The sequence below is a fragment of the Brevibacterium sp. LE-L genome, assembly GCF_050214925.1.
Lineage (GTDB): Bacteria > Actinomycetota > Actinomycetes > Actinomycetales > Brevibacteriaceae > Brevibacterium.
In genome coordinates, this window is sequence record NZ_CP189759.1 from 3,437,063 (window position 1) to 3,456,374 (window position 19,312).

22 protein-coding genes, 1 tRNA gene and 1 other RNA gene are annotated in these 19,312 nt (G+C 66.7%); 15 read left to right on the forward strand and 9 right to left on the reverse strand.

The features are described 5' to 3' along the window. The first annotated feature begins 74 nt into the window (after positions 1–74). The 8 genes from ACQE2J_RS15670 to ACQE2J_RS15705 all read left to right on the forward strand — a co-directional run bounded on the left by ACQE2J_RS15670 (position 75) and on the right by ACQE2J_RS15705 (position 7,392). Entirely contained in the window at positions 75–497 is a 423-nt protein-coding gene (locus ACQE2J_RS15670; protein WP_135537306.1) for a hypothetical protein, read from the forward strand. Positions 498–538: 41 nt separating this feature from the next. Continuing rightward, positions 539–874 (forward strand): winged helix-turn-helix domain-containing protein, encoded by a 336-nt coding sequence (locus tag ACQE2J_RS15675; RefSeq protein ID WP_135537307.1) that lies wholly within the window; start codon positions 539–541, stop codon positions 872–874. Between the two features lie 119 nt (positions 875–993). Then, positions 994–2,412 (forward strand): amidase, encoded by a 1,419-nt coding sequence (locus ACQE2J_RS15680; protein ID WP_240688842.1) that lies wholly within the window; start codon positions 994–996, stop codon positions 2,410–2,412. Between the two features lie 20 nt (positions 2,413–2,432). Next, positions 2,433–3,242 carry a helix-turn-helix domain-containing protein gene (locus ACQE2J_RS15685; RefSeq protein WP_425119319.1) on the forward strand — a complete coding sequence of 270 codons (810 nt, stop codon included), beginning with the start codon at positions 2,433–2,435 and terminating at the stop codon, positions 3,240–3,242. Between the two features lie 222 nt (positions 3,243–3,464). Then, the gene (locus tag ACQE2J_RS15690) at positions 3,465–4,493 is read left to right on the forward strand and encodes an iron-siderophore ABC transporter substrate-binding protein (RefSeq protein ID WP_426936565.1); all 1,029 of its coding nucleotides are present in this window, start codon (positions 3,465–3,467) and stop codon (positions 4,491–4,493) included. Between the two features lie 15 nt (positions 4,494–4,508). Then, complete coding sequence (locus tag ACQE2J_RS15695; protein WP_135537310.1) at positions 4,509–5,549, forward strand: FecCD family ABC transporter permease; 1,041 nt, start codon at positions 4,509–4,511, stop codon at positions 5,547–5,549. Then, positions 5,546–6,592, forward strand: coding sequence for a FecCD family ABC transporter permease (locus ACQE2J_RS15700; RefSeq protein ID WP_135810838.1), 1,047 nt, complete (start codon positions 5,546–5,548; stop codon positions 6,590–6,592). The genes ACQE2J_RS15695 and ACQE2J_RS15700 overlap by 4 nt, the downstream gene beginning before the upstream one ends. Beyond that, complete coding sequence (locus ACQE2J_RS15705; RefSeq protein ID WP_426936566.1) at positions 6,589–7,392, forward strand: ABC transporter ATP-binding protein; 804 nt, start codon at positions 6,589–6,591, stop codon at positions 7,390–7,392. The genes ACQE2J_RS15700 and ACQE2J_RS15705 overlap by 4 nt, the downstream gene beginning before the upstream one ends. Positions 7,393–7,485: 93 nt before the next feature. On the opposite strand, the gene ACQE2J_RS15710 is transcribed toward ACQE2J_RS15705, so the two are convergent. From ACQE2J_RS15710 to ACQE2J_RS15725, 4 genes are all read right to left on the reverse strand, one after another. Beyond that, the gene (locus ACQE2J_RS15710; RefSeq protein WP_426936567.1) at positions 7,486–8,556 is read right to left on the reverse strand and encodes an FUSC family protein; all 1,071 of its coding nucleotides are present in this window, start codon (positions 8,554–8,556) and stop codon (positions 7,486–7,488) included. A 107-nt stretch (positions 8,557–8,663) separates the two neighbouring features. Further along, the gene (locus ACQE2J_RS15715; protein WP_426936568.1) at positions 8,664–9,464 is read right to left on the reverse strand and encodes an RNA polymerase sigma factor; all 801 of its coding nucleotides are present in this window, start codon (positions 9,462–9,464) and stop codon (positions 8,664–8,666) included. A 191-nt stretch (positions 9,465–9,655) separates the two neighbouring features. Beyond that, positions 9,656–9,826: a hypothetical protein gene (locus ACQE2J_RS15720; RefSeq protein WP_346763066.1), complete on the reverse strand. Its 171-nt coding sequence runs from the start codon at positions 9,824–9,826 to the stop codon at positions 9,656–9,658. 4 nt (positions 9,827–9,830) lie between these two features. Then, positions 9,831–10,238 (reverse strand): YciI family protein, encoded by a 408-nt coding sequence (locus ACQE2J_RS15725; RefSeq protein ID WP_135537314.1) that lies wholly within the window; start codon positions 10,236–10,238, stop codon positions 9,831–9,833. Between the two features lie 260 nt (positions 10,239–10,498). On the opposite strand from ACQE2J_RS15725, the gene ACQE2J_RS15730 reads away from it, so the two are divergent. The 4 genes from ACQE2J_RS15730 to ACQE2J_RS15745 all read left to right on the forward strand — a co-directional run bounded on the left by ACQE2J_RS15730 (position 10,499) and on the right by ACQE2J_RS15745 (position 13,996). Further along, positions 10,499–11,179 carry a hypothetical protein gene (locus ACQE2J_RS15730; protein WP_135537315.1) on the forward strand — a complete coding sequence of 227 codons (681 nt, stop codon included), beginning with the start codon at positions 10,499–10,501 and terminating at the stop codon, positions 11,177–11,179. A 227-nt stretch (positions 11,180–11,406) separates the two neighbouring features. Beyond that, the gene (locus tag ACQE2J_RS15735) at positions 11,407–12,366 is read left to right on the forward strand and encodes an NADP-dependent oxidoreductase (RefSeq protein ID WP_167854310.1); all 960 of its coding nucleotides are present in this window, start codon (positions 11,407–11,409) and stop codon (positions 12,364–12,366) included. Between the two features lie 94 nt (positions 12,367–12,460). Beyond that, positions 12,461–12,994, forward strand: coding sequence for a type 1 glutamine amidotransferase domain-containing protein (locus ACQE2J_RS15740; RefSeq protein ID WP_135537317.1), 534 nt, complete (start codon positions 12,461–12,463; stop codon positions 12,992–12,994). A gap of 195 nt (positions 12,995–13,189) precedes the next feature. After that, positions 13,190–13,996 (forward strand): Fpg/Nei family DNA glycosylase, encoded by an 807-nt coding sequence (locus ACQE2J_RS15745; RefSeq protein WP_426936569.1) that lies wholly within the window; start codon positions 13,190–13,192, stop codon positions 13,994–13,996. Positions 13,997–14,097: 101 nt separating this feature from the next. Here ACQE2J_RS15745 and ACQE2J_RS15750 read toward each other — a convergent pair. Then, positions 14,098–14,185, reverse strand: a tRNA-Ser gene (locus ACQE2J_RS15750). A 173-nt stretch (positions 14,186–14,358) separates the two neighbouring features. On the opposite strand from ACQE2J_RS15750, the gene ffs reads away from it, so the two are divergent. Together ffs and ACQE2J_RS15760 are read left to right on the forward strand one after the other, a co-directional pair. Continuing rightward, an RNA gene (ffs, locus tag ACQE2J_RS15755) (signal recognition particle sRNA small type) lies at positions 14,359–14,454 on the forward strand. 180 nt (positions 14,455–14,634) lie between these two features. Next, positions 14,635–16,134: an Ig-like domain-containing protein gene (locus ACQE2J_RS15760; protein ID WP_425119315.1), complete on the forward strand. Its 1,500-nt coding sequence runs from the start codon at positions 14,635–14,637 to the stop codon at positions 16,132–16,134. 31 nt (positions 16,135–16,165) lie between these two features. Here the strand turns inward: ACQE2J_RS15760 and ACQE2J_RS15765 are convergent, their stop codons facing one another. Next, positions 16,166–17,194 carry an iron-siderophore ABC transporter substrate-binding protein gene (locus tag ACQE2J_RS15765; protein ID WP_135537319.1) on the reverse strand — a complete coding sequence of 343 codons (1,029 nt, stop codon included), beginning with the start codon at positions 17,192–17,194 and terminating at the stop codon, positions 16,166–16,168. 178 nt (positions 17,195–17,372) lie between these two features. Between ACQE2J_RS15765 and ACQE2J_RS15770 the strand changes: the two genes are divergently transcribed. Beyond that, complete coding sequence (locus ACQE2J_RS15770; protein ID WP_167854311.1) at positions 17,373–17,732, forward strand: helix-turn-helix domain-containing protein; 360 nt, start codon at positions 17,373–17,375, stop codon at positions 17,730–17,732. 5 nt (positions 17,733–17,737) lie between these two features. Here ACQE2J_RS15770 and ACQE2J_RS15775 read toward each other — a convergent pair whose 3' ends face one another. From ACQE2J_RS15775 to ACQE2J_RS15785, 3 genes are all read right to left on the reverse strand, one after another. Beyond that, positions 17,738–18,034 (reverse strand): hypothetical protein, encoded by a 297-nt coding sequence (locus tag ACQE2J_RS15775; protein ID WP_135537320.1) that lies wholly within the window; start codon positions 18,032–18,034, stop codon positions 17,738–17,740. 62 nt (positions 18,035–18,096) lie between these two features. Continuing rightward, positions 18,097–18,678: a ClpP family protease gene (locus tag ACQE2J_RS15780; RefSeq protein WP_135537321.1), complete on the reverse strand. Its 582-nt coding sequence runs from the start codon at positions 18,676–18,678 to the stop codon at positions 18,097–18,099. After that, positions 18,675–19,310 (reverse strand): ClpP family protease, encoded by a 636-nt coding sequence (locus ACQE2J_RS15785; RefSeq protein ID WP_205683266.1) that lies wholly within the window; start codon positions 19,308–19,310, stop codon positions 18,675–18,677. The genes ACQE2J_RS15780 and ACQE2J_RS15785 overlap by 4 nt, the downstream gene beginning before the upstream one ends. Positions 19,311–19,312 lie beyond the last annotated feature (2 nt).

A 19,312-nucleotide genomic window follows, 5' to 3' on the forward strand; every position in this document is an offset into this window, starting at 1 on the left:
AATGGAAAGTACTTGTTACACTGAAATGACTTTCAGCCGCATCGCCTCCGCGATGCCCACCCGAAGGAGCAGGCATGGAGACCACCCCCACCCCACAGCAGGCCGACGAACTCCTCGCACAGGTCGACGCTTCGCAGAAGCAGGCCCGAACACATGACTCCTGGCCGCTGGTGACGATGCTCTTCGTCCTCACCGCAGGCATCTCCGTCGGCCTCGTCGCCATCGGCATCATCGACGACGACACGACACAGCTGATCATCTTCGGTGCGGGTCTGGCCTGGCTGGTGCCGGCGATGATCGTCTACCTCGTCAAGGCGCTGAGCTGGAGCCGACGCTCAACCGCTCTGCTGCTGACCTGGCTGCCGCTGACCGTCCTCGTCACCCTGGCCGCGATCATCACCGACTCGATCTCACCGGGGCCCGTGGTCCCGCTGGCGGCTGCCGCCTTCCTGTGGATCGCCTCACCGGTCATCGCGCTCATCGGCCTGCGCCGCTGAGTCCGAGACCCGCGAGACCGCCCGAGACGAAGGACCCGATCATGACCTCGAAGAACAACGCTGCCGACGACACGATCCCCGACCTCGGCGATTCCCTGGCTCGGATCGATCCGGGCCTGGGCAATCCGACCCGACTGGGCATCGTCGCCAGCCTCAAAAACCGCGACCGGGCAGAGTTCCGACTCCTGCGGGATTCGCTCGGCGTCTCGGACTCCGTGCTCTCCCGGCACATCACGGCCCTGGAATCGACCGGCATGGTCGCGGTGAAGAAGGGCTATGTCGGCAAACGCCCCCGGACCTGGGTCTCGATCACCGACGAAGGCACGCGACGCTTGGACGCCCACGTTCAGGCGCTGCGGGAGCTTGCCGGCAGCTGAACCGTCTGCCCAGGTGAGAGACCTCGTCGAGCAACTGGGTGTGCCTGAGTGACCCGGCCCGCCCGTGTCGATAGCATGGGGAGTCGGAGCGATCCGGCTCCCCGATGCAAGGAGGCACGATGAGCACCACCTCGGTCAACAGCGGACTCGAATTCCGTGAGCTCCACGAGATCTCCCATCTCATCCGCTCCGGACGGCTGAGCGCCCGGGAAGCCACCACGGCGATGCTCGACCGCATCGCAGACCTTGATCCGGCGCTGGGATCCTATGTCACCGTGATGGGCGAGACGGCACTCGCCGAGGCGGCCGACCGCGATGACCGCCTCGCCCGGGGCGATTGGCTCGGCCCGCTGCACGGAGTGCCGCTGGCGATCAAGGACCTCGCGTACACCCACGATGCACCGACCGGGGCGGGCACGACCATCCACGCGGACTTCCAACCGGACTGCGACGCCACCGTCGTCGCTCGGCTGAGGGCGGCAGGGGCGATCATCCTCGGCAAGCTGCGCCTGACCGAGGGCGCCTTCACCGGTCACCATCCCGATCTGCCCACGCCGGTCAACCCCTGGGACTCCGAGACTTGGACGGGGGTGTCCTCGAGCGGTTCGGGCGTCGCCACCGCCGCCGGCCTCTGCTTCGGCTCCCTGGGCTCGGACACCGGCGGCTCGATCCGCCTCCCCTCCTCGGCCAACGGCGTCACGGGACTCAAACCCACCTGGGGGCGAGTCTCGCGCCACGGCATCTTCGGCCTCGCCCCGAGCCTCGATCACATCGGGCCGATGACACGCAGCGCCCGGGACGCCGCACTCATCCTCGAAACCATCGCCGGACACGATCCGCACGATCCGACCTCGGCACTGGCTCCGGTGCCCCGCTACAGTCGGCATCTGAGACTCGAGCGAACCCCGGTCGTCGGCTTCGACCGGGAGCTGGCCGCCGAGCACTTCGACGATGCGACGAACGCCATGCTCGAATCGACGATCGAGACGATCACCGGACTGGGCTGGCGCGTTCTCGACGTCCGCACTCCGGGCCTGCCCGAAGCGGCCCAGGAATGGACGGCTCTGTGCGGTGTCGAGACCGCCGGGGTCCACGCCGCGACCTACCCTGCACGTCAGAGCGACTACGGTCCCGACCTGTCCGGGCTCATCGAGATCGGACAGGGACTGACCGCCGTCGACTACCACCGACTGCTCGAGTCCCGCCGCGCATTCACCGGGCGCATGCGCTCCCTCATGGCCGATATCGATCTGCTCCTGCTGCCCGGCATCGGAGTGGCCTCCCCGACGATCGACCAGATGAGCTCTCTCGCGACCGGCCCCGAGCTGTTTGCTGCCGTGACGGTTCCCACGGCGCCGATCGACAGCTGCGGACTGCCGTCGATCACCCTGCCCGCGGGCTTCACCGACCGCGGCACCCCGGTGGCCGCACAGTTCGTCGCCGGGGACTTCGACGAGCAGCTGCTCCTCGCCGCCGGCCACACCCTGCAGCAGGTCACCGATTTCCACCGTGAGCATCCGGACCTCGTCGCGCACTGATGCCGCAGTATCCTTGATCCGTGCCCACGATCAAGCCCTGCTCCCCGACGGCTCGACCGTCCTCGTCCGTCGTGGAGCGTCGTCTTCCCCGCTACGCGGCCGGCCAGCTCCCGATGCCGACGAGGATCCTCGGCTCGCGGGAGGCCATGGGCGAGGAGACGTACTGGGCCGAGCACTCGCACCCCACGCATGAGCTGCTGTGGCGCGATTCCGGGGTCGGCACCGTCACAGTCGGCTCCCGAACGTGGACGATCACCGCACCCCTGGGAATGTGGATCCCCGCAGGCGTCGCCCACTCCGGCTGGACCCCGGCCGGTGTCGTCCTCCGCGCGGCCCATTTCAGTGTCGACGGCCCCCGCGTCAGTGACACCCCGACGGCGATCGCCGTCACCGATCTCCTCCGCCTTCTGCTCGATCGACTGCTCGATCTCGAGGTCAGCAGCGAGTCCTATGCCCTGACCGAGGCGATGATCCTCGACGTCATGGCACCGACCGGTCATGAGCTGCTCGTCCACCAGCCGAGCAGCTCACTGCTGAGACCCATCGTCGACGCGGTCCTCGACGATCCGAGCGATCCGACGAGTCTGCAGGAGTGGTCCCGGAGGCTGGGCGTGAGCTCCCGGACCATCACTCGCGCTTTCGCTGCCGAGACCGGCTTGGGTTTCAACCGGTGGATCACGACCGCTCGGATCCAACATGCGGTCACCCTCATGGGCGCCGGCCATGAGATCGAGACCGCCGCCCTCGACGTCGGCTACTCGTCCGCGAGCGCCTTCACCACCGCGTTCAAGCGGATCACCGGCACCACTCCGGGTCTCTTCGGCCGCTGAGATCGCCGCCGGGGCCGACCGCTCAGCTGGGCCGGGTCGGGCAATCTCCTGTCCGTTCCGCGAAATCATGTGTCCGAATATCCTGATTGCGCCCGGCCGCCTCCTCGGATACCTTGATTAGGCACACCTAAGCTACCGGTCCTTGCGACGCATGCTCCGGGCCCCTGAACTCATCCGATCCGGGAGCCTCGACCCGCGGGCAAGCACTGCCGAAAGGAAACGATGTCCCGTCCACACCGTGCGCTGGTTCTCACCGCAGCCGCCTCCGCCGTGTTCATGCTCGCCGCATGCTCACCGTCCGACTCCTCCAACGAAGCCGACGGCGGTGACAGCTCGTGGCAGCCGGTGACCATCGAACACGCGCTCGGCACGACGAAGATCGACAAAAAGCCCGAACGGGTCGCCACCGTCAACTGGGCCAACCACGAGGTGCCCCTGGCCCTCGGTGTCGTTCCCGTCGGCATGGCCAGTGCCGACTTCGGCGACGATGACGGCAACGGGGTCCTGCCCTGGGTCGAGGACAAGCTCGAGGACCTCGACGCGGAGACGCCGACCCTGTTCGACGAGACCGACGGCATCGACTTCGAAGCCGTCGCCGACACCCAGCCCGACGTCATCCTCGCCGGCTATTCGGGTCTGAGCCAGGAGGACTACGACACTCTGTCCGAGATCGCACCGGTCGTCGCCTACCCGGAGACGGCGTGGGGCACACCCTGGCGGGAGATGATCGAGATCAACAGCGAAGCCATCGGCATGAAGGCTGAAGGTGAACAGCTGGTCGAGGATCTCGAATCCGAGATCGACTCTGCCGTGGACGAGCACCCGGCGATCAAGGACAAATCGACGATGTTCCTCACCCACGTCGATCCCTCCGATCTGTCCGAGGTCAACTTCTACACCACGCACGACACCCGTGCGATGTTCTTCGAGGACCTGGGTATGAAGGCCCCGGCCAGCATCGAGAAGGCATCGGACGACACCGATCAGTTCTCCTCATCGGTCAGCGCCGAACAGGCCGATGTCTTCGACGATGTCGACATCATCGTCACCTACGGCGACGACGAGCTCGTCAAGACCCTCGAAGGCGACAAGCTGCTCTCACAGATGCCGGCGGTGAAGAACGACGCCATCGTCAACCTGACCAGCGATGACCCCCTGGGCACCGCGGCGAATCCGACTCCGCTGTCGATCTCCTTCGTCCTCGACGACTACCTCGACGCCCTCGACGGGGCCGCCTCGGCCGAGAAGTAGGACCCGCTCATCGCGATGACCGCACTCACCACCATCGAGTCGACCGCCGCCCGGCTGCGGCGGTCGACTCGCGTCCGCCTGCTGTGGATGCTCGCCGCGCTCACCCTCGTCGTCGTCCTCGGCATCGCCTCGACGATGATCGGCTCCCGCGGCGTCGACCTCGCCGATGTCATCGCCGCCTACGGCGGCTCGGCCACCGGCTTCGACCAGGCGGCCGTGGCCAAACGCATCCCACGTACCCTGCTCGCCGTCTGCGTCGGCGCCGCCCTCGGCGTCTCGGGCGCAGTGATGCAGGGGGTGACCCGCAACCCGCTGGCCGATCCCGGGATCCTCGGCGTCAACACCGGAGCCTCCCTGGCCGTGGTCATCGGCATCGCCTACTTCGGACTGGCCAGCGCCACCCAGTACATCTGGTTCGCCATCATCGGCGCGGCCATCACCGCGGTATTCGTCTACACGATCGGGTCCTTGGGCAGGCAGGGAGCGACCCCGCTCAAGCTGGCCCTGGCCGGGGCCGCCACCGCAGCGGCCCTGACCTCCTTCATCAGCGCCGTCGTTCTGCCCCGCGGTGACATCTCCGACCTCGCCCGCGACTGGCAGATCGGCGGGGTCGGCGGAGTGACGATGAGTGCGGTCATCCTCGTCGGACCGTTCCTCCTCGCCGGGTTCCTCATCTGCATCTATTCGGCCCCCGGGCTCAACGCCCTGGCCCTCGGCGACGAACTCGCCGCCGGACTCGGCCAACACGTCGGCCTGACCCGGCTCGTCTCCGCGGCCGGCGCCGTCGTCCTCTGCGGCGGCGCGACCGCGGTGGCCGGACCGATCGGCTTCCTCGGACTCGTCATCCCCCATGCCTGTCGTCTGCTCATCGGCGTCGACCATCGGTGGCTGATCCCGTTCTCTGCAGTCACCGGTGCGGGACTGCTGACGGCATCGGATATCCTCGGGCGCATCATCGCCCGCCCCGCCGAACTCGACGTCGGCATCCTCACCGCCCTCATCGGCGCCCCCTTCTTCATCGCCATCGTCCGTCGGCAGAAGGTCAGGTCCCTGTGAGTCTGACCCAGCACAGTTCCACCGCCGAGGCGGTCGCCGGCCTGCGCAGATCGCGCGCAAGGCGATACACGACCATCGTCTCCGTGCTCGCCGCGCTCGTCGTGGTCGTCTTCCTCACCAGCCTCATGGTCGGTCAGACGTTCTACTCGCCGGCCGAGGTCATCGGCGTGATCAGAGGCGAGCAGGTGCCGGGAGCCTCCTTCACGGTCGGTCGGCTGCGCCTGCCCCGGGCGGTGCTCGCCGCACTGGTCGGTCTGAGCTTCGGGCTCGGCGGGGTCACCTTCCAGACCATGCTGCGCAATCCCTTGGCCAGTCCCGACATCATCGGCATCAGTTCTGGTGCCTCGGCGGCCGCCGTGTTCGCGATCATCACCCTGGGTCTGGGGCGCACGGGAGTCTCGGTCGTCGCCATCACCGCCGGTCTCGCCGTGGCGCTGCTCATCTATCTGCTCGCCTATAAGAACGGAGCGGCCGGGATCCGGCTCATCCTCGTCGGCATCGGGATCGCCTCGATGCTCGATGCCCTCATCAACTGGGAGCTGACACGAGCCGCGCAATGGGACCTGCAGGAGGCCCTGCGCTGGCTGGCCGGCAGCCTCAACGGCGCCGCTTGGGACTCGGCGGTGCCCGTCCTCATCGCCTTCATCGCGCTCGCCCCGATCCTGCTCAGTCAGGCGAAGAACCTGTCGATCACTCAGCTCGGCGACGAGGCCGCAGAGGCCCTGGGCGTCCGGGTGGCCCGCACCCGGCTGCTCGTCATCGTCACCGCAGTCGGCCTCATCGCCTTCGCCACCGCCGCGGCCGGGCCGGTGGCGTTCGTGGCGTTCCTGTCCGGGCCGATCGCCGCCCGCCTCATCGGTCCGGGCTCGTCCCCGCTTCTGCCGGCCGGGCTCGTCGGGGCTCTGCTCGTGCTCGTCGCCGATCTTGTCGGCCAGTTCGCCCTCGGCACCCGCTACCCGGTGGGAGTGATCACCGGCATCCTCGGTGCGCCCTACCTCATCTACCTCATCATCAGGATCAACCGTTCGGGAGGCTCCCTGTGACCACGGACCACTCACTGACCGCGAAGGACCTCCACCTGTCCTACGGCGATGCCGAGGTCATCGCGGGACTGAATCTGGATCTTCAGGCCGGATGCATCACCGCCATCGTCGGGGCCAACGCCTGCGGAAAGTCGACCCTGCTCAAATCGATGTCGAGGCTGTTGGCACCGAGGTCGGGCGCCGTCGTCCTCGACGGCAGGAAGGTGCACTCGATGCCGGCCAAACGACTCGCCCGCATCCTCGGTCTGCTCCCCCAGACGCCGATCGCCCCCGAAGGCATCACCGTCGCCGACCTCGTCGGTCGGGGACGCCACCCCCACCAGGGGGCCTTCTCCCGCTGGAGCGCCGAGGACGACCTCGCCGTTGCAGACGCCCTGGACACCACGGGCACGGCTGTGCTCGCTGATCGTCCCGTCGACGAGCTCTCAGGCGGTCAGCGGCAGCGGGTGTGGATCGCCATGGCTCTGGCACAGCAGACGGACATCCTCCTCCTCGACGAACCGACGACCTTCCTCGACGTCAATCATCAGGTGGAGGTCCTCGATCTGCTCACCGAGCTCAATCAGCGCTCCGGAGTCACGATCGTCATGGTCCTCCACGATCTCAACCTCGCCGCCCGCTACTGCGATCGGCTCGTCATGCTCGCCGATGGGAACATCCATGCCTCGGGCACACCGGCCGAGGTGCTCACCGAGGCCAATGTCGAGCGTGTCTTCGGTCTGCCCAATCAGATCATCGTCGATCCGGTGTCCGGTCAGCCGCTCATGCTGCCGATCGGGCGGCATCGCACTCTCGGCTGAGCGCCGGTCGGATCAGGTTTCGTTCCGACGGCGCTTGGCCACGGCCGGCAGCTTGGTGAGGTTCTCCTCGTGGTCGTCGCCGATAATAATGCCTCAGTCGTCGTCATCGACAGACGGTGCGAGAATCGCCGACCCGGTCGATCGGCGTTCGCTGCCGAAGCCGACGAGGACGACGATCATGCCGACGATGACGCCGATGACGGTCTCAACGGCCCGCGAGGTCAGCAGCTCGACCACCGGCTGCGGGTGTCCGATCTGCGTCATCATCAGGGCCAGCGGAGTGATGAAGAACAGTGCCACGGAGTAGTTGCGCAGAACGAAGACCTCGGCGAGGAACTGGAGCACGATGACCCAGACGACGAGCTGCCAGGCTTCGACGGGGAAGGACAGCAGGAAGGCGGTGACGATCACTCCGCCGAGGGTCCCGACCACACGGTGCAGACCCCGTTTGAGGCGGGCGGAGCGCCTCGGCGGTGCGATCGGTGCCACCGCGGCGACCATCGCCCAATAGCTGTGGGACAGCAGCGGCAGCACATCGATGAGCAGGGTGCCCAGAATGCCGGCGATCAAGGGGGCGATGGTGAAGCGAATGGCATGGGCCAGCAGGTCGCGTTTGCCCACGGGTGACAGTCCCACCCGAACGTAGGTCTCCTTGTCTCGGGGCATCCGCTCACCGACACGGTGGGCCAGGGCACCGAGGCCGATGCACACCAGCGCCGAGGCGGCTGCGACGGGCACGGCCACCTGGACGGGTGCCCCGTCGGGAATCGAGCCCACGGCCCCGGTGGCGAAGATGAAGAAGATCGACCCGCCGGGTTTGAGGCGGAAGCGCACGGCCATGACCGCGCCGATCCCCGAGACCAGGGCGGTGACGACGATGAGCACCCAGATGCTGGTCTGTGCCGTGCCCAACAGGGCTCCGATGCCGACGCAGGAGACGAGCACACCGGCCGCGATCGACTGCCGTCTGATCCGCGAGCGCGGGGATTCGAACCGGGCGTAGATGCCGGTGAATGCGCCGAAGGCGGCGTAGATGGCCAGATCGAGGCGGTCGACGCCGAGCAGCACGAGCAGCGGAATCGCCACTCCCAAAGCGATCCGGAACGCGGGGATGTGATCGCGTTCGGCCGGTGAGATGCGGAAGAACTCCTGGACGTGGCTCAAACGGGGCCGGCCTCCTTCGACTGCGGGGTGTGGTCGTGTCGATCGTATCCGAGGTCCCGGCGGCGCTCGTGCCGGCAGCGCTTGAGAATGACGAAGCTCGCGTCGGCTCAGCGTGCGTCGTGAAGCCGAGCCGAACATCGCAGCAGATGGTCCCGTTCAGCGGAGCTGCCGGCCCGGTCGGCGGCTCGGACGTAGAGCTCGGCGGCCCGACGGAGATCACCGGAGCGTTCGCGCAGATGCGCTTCGACGGCCTGGCGGCGGGGCAGATCCTCGTCGAGTTCACGCAGCAGGGCCAGGCCCGCAGCGGGGCCGCGGGCCTCACCCACCGCGACAGCCCGGTTGAGGCGGACGATCGGAGTGTCGGTCAGTTCGAGGAGTTCGTCGTACCAATCGACGATCTGCCCCCAATCGGTGTCCTCGACCCGCTGCGCATCCGCGTGCAGGGCTGCGATCGCGGCCTGCACCTGGAATTCGCCGAGCTGGTCGCGAGCCAACGCAGCGTCCAGGAGCATGATGCCTTCGCCGATGAGGTCCGTGTCCCACAGTGATCGGTTCTGCTCGGCCAGCGCGATGAGTCTGCCCTCGGCATCGAACCGGGAGGCGCGTCGGGCATGGTGCAGCAGCATGAGAGCCAGCAGACCGGACGCCTCGGGATGGTGTGTCATCGTCAACAGGGTTCGGGTGAGGCGGATGGCCTCGGAAGCGAGATCGATATCGCCGGAGTGGCCCTCGTTGAACACGAGGTAGAGGACGCGGAGGACCGACGACAGATCGCCGGGTCGGTCGAGTCCGCGGTCGGCGATGATGCGCTTGGCGCGGCTGATCCGCTGCGCCATCGTCGCCTCGGGAACGAGATAGGCCGCGGCGATCTGCCGCGTCGTCAGTCCGCCCACAGCGCGGAGGGTCACTGCGACGGCGGAGGCGGGAGACAGGTCCGGGTGAGAGCAGAGAAAGTAAAGTGCCAGAGTGTCATCAGCGCTGGTCACATGCTCAGACGGGCCAGACACTCGAGCCGGTTGCTCGACGACGAACCGCTGCTCGCGCCGCGTGCGCGCCGTCTCGGAGCGCACAGCGTCGAGGAACTTCCGCCAGGCCACGGTCACAAGCCACCCGCGCCGGTCGCGGGGAGGATCGTCCGGCCATGCGGACAATGCTTGAAGCAGCGCTCCTCGGCGGCCGGGAAATCTGCTCCCCGGCCGCGGAGGATGCCGATCACTGCGGGGACGAGCTCTCGCAGCCCCTCCTCGTCGAAGGCTCCCGCGGCGGTCATGGGGTCATTCCGTCACGGTCGGCGACTGTCCGAGGAAGGGCCGGAGTTCGAGCCACTCCCGGATCGGTTCGCCGCCGAGCCCCGGCGCGGCCGAGAGCTCACCGGCCAGTTCGACGGCGCGGTCCCAGCCGTCGACGTCGATGACCATCCAACCGGCGATGAGGTCCTTGGTCTCGGGGAACGGCCCGTCGGTGACCGGTGGCCGGCCCTCTCCCCCGGAGCGGACGAAGGTCCCCTCGGGTGACAGCGCCTGGGAGTCGACGAATTCTCCGGAGTCCCTGAGCCGCTGCGCGAAGTCGTTCATATACGCCACGTGCGCGTCGATCTCCGCCGGACTCCACTGATCCATGGGGGTGTAGTCCATGTATTCGCTCGGCATCCGGTAGTGCTTGAGCATGAGGTACTTGGCCATTGTGTCTCCTTCTCCGGTGTCGCTTGCACGGGCTGTGCTCGCTGACATGACTGGGAAGCAGCCGGACGAGGGTTTTCGACATCGGCTGCGAAGAATCTCTCACCGTGTCGGAATCCCACTCCAGAATAGGCCGATGTGTCCGACCTGGAACATGCGTCACCGGATGCGAACACGAACCGTCCCCTGACCGCCGACCCGCGCTGAGAGGCTTGTCATGTACGCAGCACCGACACCTCTTCACCACGAGTCCAGGAGCCGACATGAAGACCCAGACACTCCTCAAGACCATCACCGTCGCCGGAGCCCTCGCAGCGACCCTGTCGCTCTCGGCCTGCGATATGCACATCTCGTTCGGGCCCGAAGGTCAGGGCCAGGAACAGCAGGGCCAGCCCGCACAGTCCGAGGACGCGCAGAACCCCGAGACGGACACCACCCAGGCCGCCGAGGAACCGACTTCGGAGTCTCACTCCTCGTCCACCTCGACGTCTGACTCCGCTGCCGACGGGTCGACCTCGAACGGGACATCATCGAGCGGATCGGCTGCGAATGGAACCACGAGCAGCAGCGGATCCACGGATTCGAGCAGCTCATCCTCGGCGAGTGATTCCTCCACCTCGAGCGGATCGTCGTCCTCGGGCGGCAGCGCCGCGGGCGAGGACTACCAGGGTCCGCGGATCGGTGAAGAGGGAGTCGAACTCGACCTGGACGGCAATGGCAGGATCCCCGCGGATGCGCTCGAGAAGGACATCAAGCACGCCTACGCCGAGCAGGGCACCACGGTCGACACGGTCGACTGCTACGCGGACCTGCGGATCACCGCCCGCCGAGGCTCGCAGAACTGCACCGTCACGGCAGCCGGCAAGAACCACTACGGCACGGTGAAGATCACCTCGGCGTCGCAGTCCGGCATCGGCTACAGCCTCGAGTTCCCGAATATCTGAGCCTCCCCGAACCGCTCCCCTCGAGCGTCCCGCGATCCGCTCGTTTCGAGCACCTCGCATCCCCACCGCACTCCCCTGGCCGGCCCGGTCCGGGGAGTGCGGTCATTCCTGAGATGGAACAAGTTCGCCTCCTTCATCGTTATCCCTGCTGTGGGCGTCGGCACTGGCCGGGATCCGCGCACCGATTCGTCAACCGCACCGATTCGTCAACCGATCAGGAGCAAAGCATGACAAGACGGGTCCAATACACCTCCAACGGCGGCATCGATCAGCTTCACCTCGCCGAGGTGGCCACCCCCGAGGTCGGCCGCGGACACGTCCTCGTCTCCGTCCTCTACACCGGACTCAACCCACTGGACTGGAAGATGCTCCAGGGCGGTCGCTTCGGCACCGTCGAGGGCAGCTCGGGCAACGGCGTCGACTTCTCCGGTGTCGTCGCCGAGGTCGGCTCCGGCGTCGAGGACTTCGCGCCCGGCGACCTCGTCTACGGCGGGCTGCCGAAGCAGGCACAGACCGGGCAGCTGCTCATCGAGGATCCCGCAGACCGTCTCGATCGGGTCCCGCGCGGCCTCGGGATCGACACTGCCGGCGGTCTCTACATCACGGGGCGCACCGCGATGTCCGGGATCCGCGACCTGGGCCTCAACGAGGGCGACACGCTCTTCGTCTCCGGGGCCTCCGGCGGCGTCGGCATCATCGTCGCCCAGCTCGCCCGCAACCTCGGCGCGCGCGTCATCGGCAGCGCCAGTCAGGGCAATCACGCCCTTCTGCGCAGCCTCGGCGTCGAACCCGTGACCTACGGAGAGGGCATGTGGGACAACGTCCGCACACTCGCTCCGAACGAAATCCAGGCCGCGTATTCGACCCAGGGCGAGGACGAGATCGACGGCCTGCTCGACGCCGGCGTCCCGGCCGAGCGCATCGTCTCGATCGGTGCCGGTCCCACCGTCGCGGAGACGTACGGGGTGAACATCGCTGGTGAGGCCACGGCTCGCCGAGACGACATGGTCTGGCTCGGTGAGGCGATCGCCTACGGCCATATCCACGTGCCCATCGACCGAGTCTTCGACGTCGATGAGGTCCAGGACGCCTACCGGCACCTGCTCACCGCCCACCCGGCCGGCAAGGTCCTGCTGCGCTTCCCCGCGAAGCCGCTGACCGATGAGCAGCGGGCCCACCTCCGCTGAGTCGCCGGGCATCGCTCGCACCACCGACCAGCACGACAACCACGACGACAATCATCCCAACAGACAGAATCCACAACAGTTAAGGAGCACCATCATGGCCATCTCCGACAAGAAGATCGCATTCCTGCTGACCCGCGGCGTCGAGCAGGTCGAACTGACCAGCCCTCGCACGGCCCTCGACGACGCCGGAGCGACGACGTCCATCGTCTCTCCCTCCGAGGCAACGCTGCAGGCGATGGAAGGCGATTGGGAGCATGCACAGACCTTCGACGTCGACGTTCCGGTCGCCGAGGCCGCTGTCGAGGACTTCGACGCGCTCGTGCTGCCCGGCGGAACCCTCAACGCCGACGCCCTGCGCCTGAACGAGGACGCCGTCGCTCTGGTCAAGGCGTTCTTCGCCGCCGACAAACCGGTGGCCGCGATCTGCCACGCACCATGGATCCTCGCCGAGGCGGGGGTGGCCGAAGGGCGGAAGCTCACCTCCTTCATCTCGACGAAGACGGACCTCATCAACGCCGGTGCACAGTGGGAGGACTCCGAGGTCGTCGTCGACGGCAATCTCATCACTTCCCGCAACCCCGGTGATCTCGAGGCCTTCAACGCCGCGATCGCCGAGAAGTTGAGCTGATTGCGTCAGCACCGCACGGTGCAGCACTGACCACCGCGGCGAGCCGCTGAGCGCGCCGGACCCGCGGGAGGCTCCCGGACGATCCGTCCGAGAGCCTCCCGTCTGTCGTCGACAGTGCGGCATCATATGCTGGCCGGAGACACCAGCGCGGCATGAATCGGGACCGCGCCCCCTCGGACGAAGGAGAGCACAGCTATGCCGGAAGGCCACGTGATCCACAATCTGGCCAGCGACCTCGTCGATCTCTTCTCCGGCCATCGCCTCTCCTCGTCCACTCCGCAGGGACGCTTCACCGGTGCCCATCTGCTCGATGGCGATGTGCTCGAGAGTGCCGACGCCTGGGGGAAGCATCTCTTCGTCGGGTTCGCCTCCACCGATGCCCGGGTCCACATCCACCTCGGAATCTACGGCACGATGCGGCTGCTGCCCGGCGAGCCCGAGGTCGTCGGACAGGTCAGGTGGAGGATCACCGACGGAGTGAACACGGCCGATCTGCGCGGGCCGAACACCTGTGCGCTGCTCGACCCTCCCGAGGTCGCTGCCGTCATCGACCGACTCGGGCCCGACCCACTGCGCGCCGATGCCGATCCCCAGAGATTCATCGACAGAGTGCTCAGGTCACGCTCGACCGTGGCCACTCTGCTCATGGACCAGTCCGTGATCGCGGGAACGGGGAACATCTTCCGCGCCGAGGTGCTGTTCCGCCTCGGCATCGATCCGCTCACTCCGGGCAAATCGCTCGGACGTGAGCGTGCAGAAGCGATCTGGCACGACACCGTCGAACTCATGGAGATCGGTCGTCGGCGCGGTCGCATCGACACCGTCCGACCCGAACATGAGCCGGAGGCGATGGGCAGGCCTCCGCGCGAGGACGACCACGGCGGTGAGGTGTATGTCTACCGGCGTCAGAATCAGCCCTGCTGGATCTGCGGCAGCCCGATACTCACGACCACGATCGCCGGCCGGAACCTGTTCTGGTGCCCGGTGTGCCAGGCAGCCTGACCCTGCCCTGGGCGGCCGAAGCCGGACCGGCCGACATGCGAGCCGGCAGTCTCTGCAACGCAGAAGTCCCGGACCGTCGTGTCGACGATCCGGGACTTCTCTGGCGGAGGATAGGGGATTCGAACCCCTGAGGGCGTTAACCCAACCCGCGTTCCAGGCGAGCGCCATAGGCCACTAGGCGAATCCTCCGCGAGCCAGCTTATCCGAGTCGTGACGACAATGCGAAATCGCAGTGGCCGAGTGTGAACCATCCCACGTCCTGCGGGTGAAGAACCCTGCCCACGGCAGGTCCCGCTGCCTCGCGAGCTTCTGGCCCCGCCCACTCGTTTTGTGTGCCGAGGTCGCTCTCGACTAGACTGGTCGCTGGCTCCCCGTGCGGCGTCATCTTGTGAACTCCCCCAGGGCCGGAAGGCAGCAAGGGTAAGCGAGCTCTGGCGGGTGCACGGGGAGTCCTTTTTGCCTGAAGATCACAATTTCACAACTCCCCTTTTCCCCCGTCGGCCCAGGTCAGTCCCGCCGACAATGCCCCGCGGTCGCCTATTTCCAGGGTTGAGAAGCGCTTTCGTTAATACTTTCGTGATTTCACTTCATTACCATTGTTCGCAGCTCTCATCCCTGTGTTCGAACGAGGTTCCCTGTTGCCCAAGAAGATCCAAGGGGCTATTGCCGCCTTTTCGGTGCTTGCCCTGCTCACGGCGTGCACGCCGTCGAGCTCCGACCCCGACGCGACTCGCAAAGATGCGAAGACCGCCGAGGCAGCCGCCGATCCCGTCTTCCGCGTCGGTGCCATCACGAACGACTCGGCCGAGACCGCCGCCGAGGCGGCCCCGTCTTCCCCGCCCACCGATGATGCGACATCCACCGCGGCCCCGAGCGCATCAGCACCGGCAGCCATCCCGACCGGCGACGCTTTCGGAGAGGTCGTCGAATCCGGTGACGAGCTCGATCTCGAGGCCGGGCAGCGCATCGGCATCGCCGTCGAGAACGCCACCCTCACCGACGTCTCCGTCACCGAGCAGGAGCACCCCCGCATCACCGCCGACCCGGGCACCTTCTTCGACGTCTCCGGCACCGCCCTCGACACCGATGACGATGCGCAGGCGGGCTCTTCGACCCCGACGTCCACGTCTTCCGAACCGAGCGACAGCTCCTCATCCGAGGCCGCCTCGGGCGAGACCAAAGACAAGGACGGCGCCGAGGCGGTCACCGCCCCTGCAGAGTCCGCCGCCTGGATCTCCCGCTATGATCTCGTCGCCGACAGCGAGTACACCGTGGAGGCCACCGCCACCACACCAGACGGGGACGAAGCCGAGCTCAAGACCACGGTGGCCGTCGGTGCCACCACCGCCGCGCCGATGTCGGTGCGCACGACGCTCGCCGACGATCAGACGGTCGGCGTCGCCGCCCCCATCATCCTCAGCTTCGGCTCCACCGTGTCCGAAGACTTCCGCGACGATGTGGAACGCAGACTCTCGGTGAAGGTCACCGACAAGGACGGCAAGGAGCGCAAGGTCGAAGGGTCCTGGGGATGGCTGTACGACGATCCGCAGTCCCGACTGCACTTCCGCCCGAAGGAGTTCTGGCCCGCCCATTCGAAGGTCTCCGTCGACGTGCCGCTGAAGAATGTGCCCACGGGCGAGAACAGCGTGGGGCAGAACGACCTCACCCTCGATTTCGAGATCGGCCGCAAACAGGTCGTCGAGGCAAGCGCGAAGACCCACCGCATGGTCGTCACCCGTGACGGCAAAGAGGTGATGGACTTCCCCGCGTCCCTCGGCGCCCCGAAATCTCCGTCGTACAACGGCACCCACGTGGTGATGTCGAAGGCCGCCGACTACACGATGAAGTCAGAGCAGTGGGACTATGAGACCGATGTGCAGTGGGCCGTGCGCATCCACAACAACGGCGAATTCATCCATGCCGCCCCCTGGTCGACCGGCGTCCAAGGTTCGCAGAACGTCTCCCACGGCTGCATCAACCTCTCGACCCAACGGGCGAAGCAGTACTTCGATTCGGCGATCTTCGGCGACCCCGTCGAGATCACCGGCTCCCACGTGAGCCTGTCGACTCAGGACAGCGACATCTCCGACTGGGTCTACAGCTGGAAAGACTGGCAGAAGCTGAGCGCGCTCGACTGAGCACGCCCAGCTTCCCGGCCGGCCCCCTGTTCTACTTGTCGAGCTTCTTCACTGCCTTGTCGATCATCGGCACGTAGCGCTCGAGAGTCCACGGGACGGTGAGCGGGTTGATGATCGAGGACCCGGTGACGAAGGCCTGGTCCTCTGATGCCACGACGGCGCCGGATTTGACGGCGGGAATGTTTGCGTACAGTCCCTGGGACTCCACTTCCTTCTTGTTCTTCGCATCGGAGTAGAACGTGAAGATGAGGTCCGAGTCGTTGAGCTTGTCGGCATTCTCCAGACCGATGAGTGCCGAGTCCGTGCCCGGTTCGTCGTAGTCCTTCTTCAGCTCGTCGATGACCGGGTCCGGGGTCAATCCGAGCGCGGAGACCATCGCCACGCGCTGCTCGGAGGGATAGAAGACACCGAGTGTGCCGGGCCCCGAGTTGTAGACGTAGGAGAACGTGAGGTCCTTGTACTCGTCCCGCTTGGCCTCTTTCAGCTGGGTTTTGATGTCGTCGACGAGGCCCTCGGACTCCTCTTCCTGACCGAGCGCTTTCCCGATCGTCGTGATCTGCTCATCCCATTCAATCGTCCACGGCTGCTTCGGGTAGGCCACGGTCGGGGCGATGTCATCGAGCTGCTTGTACTGCTCAGCGGTCACACCCGACCAGGGGGCGAGGATGACATCGGGTTCGAGTTCGGCGATGGCCTCGACGTCGAGTTCCGTGTCGCCCTGGAACTGCTTGGGCAGCTCCTCTCCTTTTTCCTTCACGGCTTCATAGATCCACGGCATGTACCCCGTGTCGTCGCTGCCCCAGGCATATTCCTCCATACCGACCGGAGTCTTGCCCAACGCGATCGCGGTCTCCGTCGATCCCTGGCCGAGGGTGACGACGCGTTCGGGCTCGGACTCGATGACCGCCTCCCCCAGCGCGTGCTTGATCGTCACGGTCTCGAAATCGGCAGATCCGGATTCCTCCGCGGACTGCGATCCCTGTCCGCAGGCGGTGGCGGTGAGCGAGAGCGCAACGAGCGCTCCGGCGATGACGGCCCGGCGGCTGTGAGGAACTGACATTCCTGTCCTTTCGACAGTGGTCGGAGCCTGATGCGACTCCTCGACATTAACGTAGGACAGCCTAACTTAACTGGCTGCCGATTCCGCAATGCCTGTGAGTCACTTCACGTCGAAGTTCCTTCTCTGCTGAGAGCAGAAGCTCTCGCCGAGGCGGCCCTGCAGATCGTAGGCTCACCACATGACCCACATGCTCCCGCACAGTCCGACCCCGCCGCTGCTGTGGCGTGAGGCGCTCGGCCGCGCACTCCGACTGCGCCGCACCGACATGGGTCTCACCCTGGCACAGGTCTCTGAACGGTCCGGGGTCTCGACCCAGTTCCTCTCCGAGATCGAACGCGGACTCAAGGACCCGTCGTCGGAGGTCATCGAGGCCGTCGCAGCGGTCCTCGGATTGCAGCTGCCGCAGATCCTCGTGCTCGCGGCTGTCGGCATGACCTCCGGAGTCTCCGCGACCACGCTCCTCTCCGCCGCCGATATGACGCGAGCCGCACCCTCGCCGCCGGCGGCGGGTCAGGTGCGGCTCGCTCTGGCCGCCTGAACGACTCAGCCGTTGCCGGCCTCGAGCCGATTCGCCCGCAGCACCTCGAGGCGGGCGCGGTATTCGGCTTCCTCGATGTCACCTTCGGCGAAACGCTGCGCCAGGGTCGCCTCGGCGCTCCTCGTCCCCTCTCGTGCCGCATACGCCCACGGCGGTCCCCCGGCCTGCCGCCACCGGCGTCGGTTGAGGGTGATGATGTCGAGGAGGACAAGTCCTGCCAGTGCGGCCGCGCGCGGTCCCGGCCGCCTCGCCGCGAAGAAGATCGCAGGTGAGACGACCGCAGTGCCGATGCGTACGATCATTGCACCCGACGCCGTCGTCATCCTCGGGGAGTACTTCCGACCACCTCGGCGGGAGCAGGGAGTCAGAGGATGACGTCGACGAGTCCGAAGTCCCGTGCCGCCTGGGCGTCGAGGACGAGGTCGCGATCGAAGTCACGGTGGATCTGCTCCGGGGTCCGCCCTGTGCTGCCGGCGAGCATCTCTTCGACTTCTCGGCGCTGTCGGACGATCTCGTCTGCGGCGACGATGAGGTCGGGAATCGTGCCCCGTGCACCTTCGGCATGCGGCTGACGCAGCACTGCGCGGGCATGTGCGAGCATCGCCCGCTGACCGGGCTCTCCTGCGGCCAGGAGCACTGCCGCATCCGCGACCGCCTGCCCGACGCAGGTGGTGGCCACGGGCGCGCCGATGTGGTGCATGGCGTCGAAGATCGCAGTCATCGCGGTCAGTGACCCGCCCGGGGAGTTGATGTACATGCTGATCGGCAGATCCCGGCTGCCCGAATCGAGGTGGAGCAGCTGCGCAATGATCGTGTTCGCCACTCCGTCGTCGATGGGCACGCCGAGGTAGACGATGCGGTTTCCGAGCAGATGCGAGTAGACGTCGACGATCTTCTCGCTGCCCCCGGAGCGGTCGACGACATTGGGAATCGTGTACTGGCTCATCGCCCTCCTCCGATCTGGGCATGCAGGTCGGCCGGGGAAGTGAGGACCCGGTCGATGAGTCCGTACTCGATCGCCTCCTCGGCGGTGAACCACCGGTCCCGCAGTGAGTCTTCGAAGATGCGTTCGTGCGTCTTCCCGGTCGCCTCGGCGATCCGTTGCAGGACGGAGTCCCGGACCTCTCGGAGGTCGTCGCCTTGGAGTTCGATGTCGGCGGCGGCTCCGCCGATCCCACCCGAGCCTTGGTGGAGGAGGATACGAGCGTGAGGCAGGGCGAGACGTTTCCCTGTCGTGCCCATGCTGAGCACGAACTGCCCCGCCGAGGCGGCCCACCCGAAGGCGATCGTGACCACATCATTGGGCAGGGCGGCGATGGTGTCGGCGATCGCATGCATCATCGGCACGGATCCGCCCGGAGAATTGATCCACAGGTGGATATCGGAACGCGGATCCTCGGCGGAGAGGAGGACGAGGCGGGAGATGATCTCCATTCCGCTCTCGTCGCGCAGCTCTCCGTTGAAGACGACGGATCGGTAGGCGTAGAGCATGCGCTGGGATTCGGGGATCGTGGTCGTCGGCGGAGACTCGTCGGCGTCGGAGAACATCGGTGGGCTGGTTGCGGATCGTGTGTGCATGC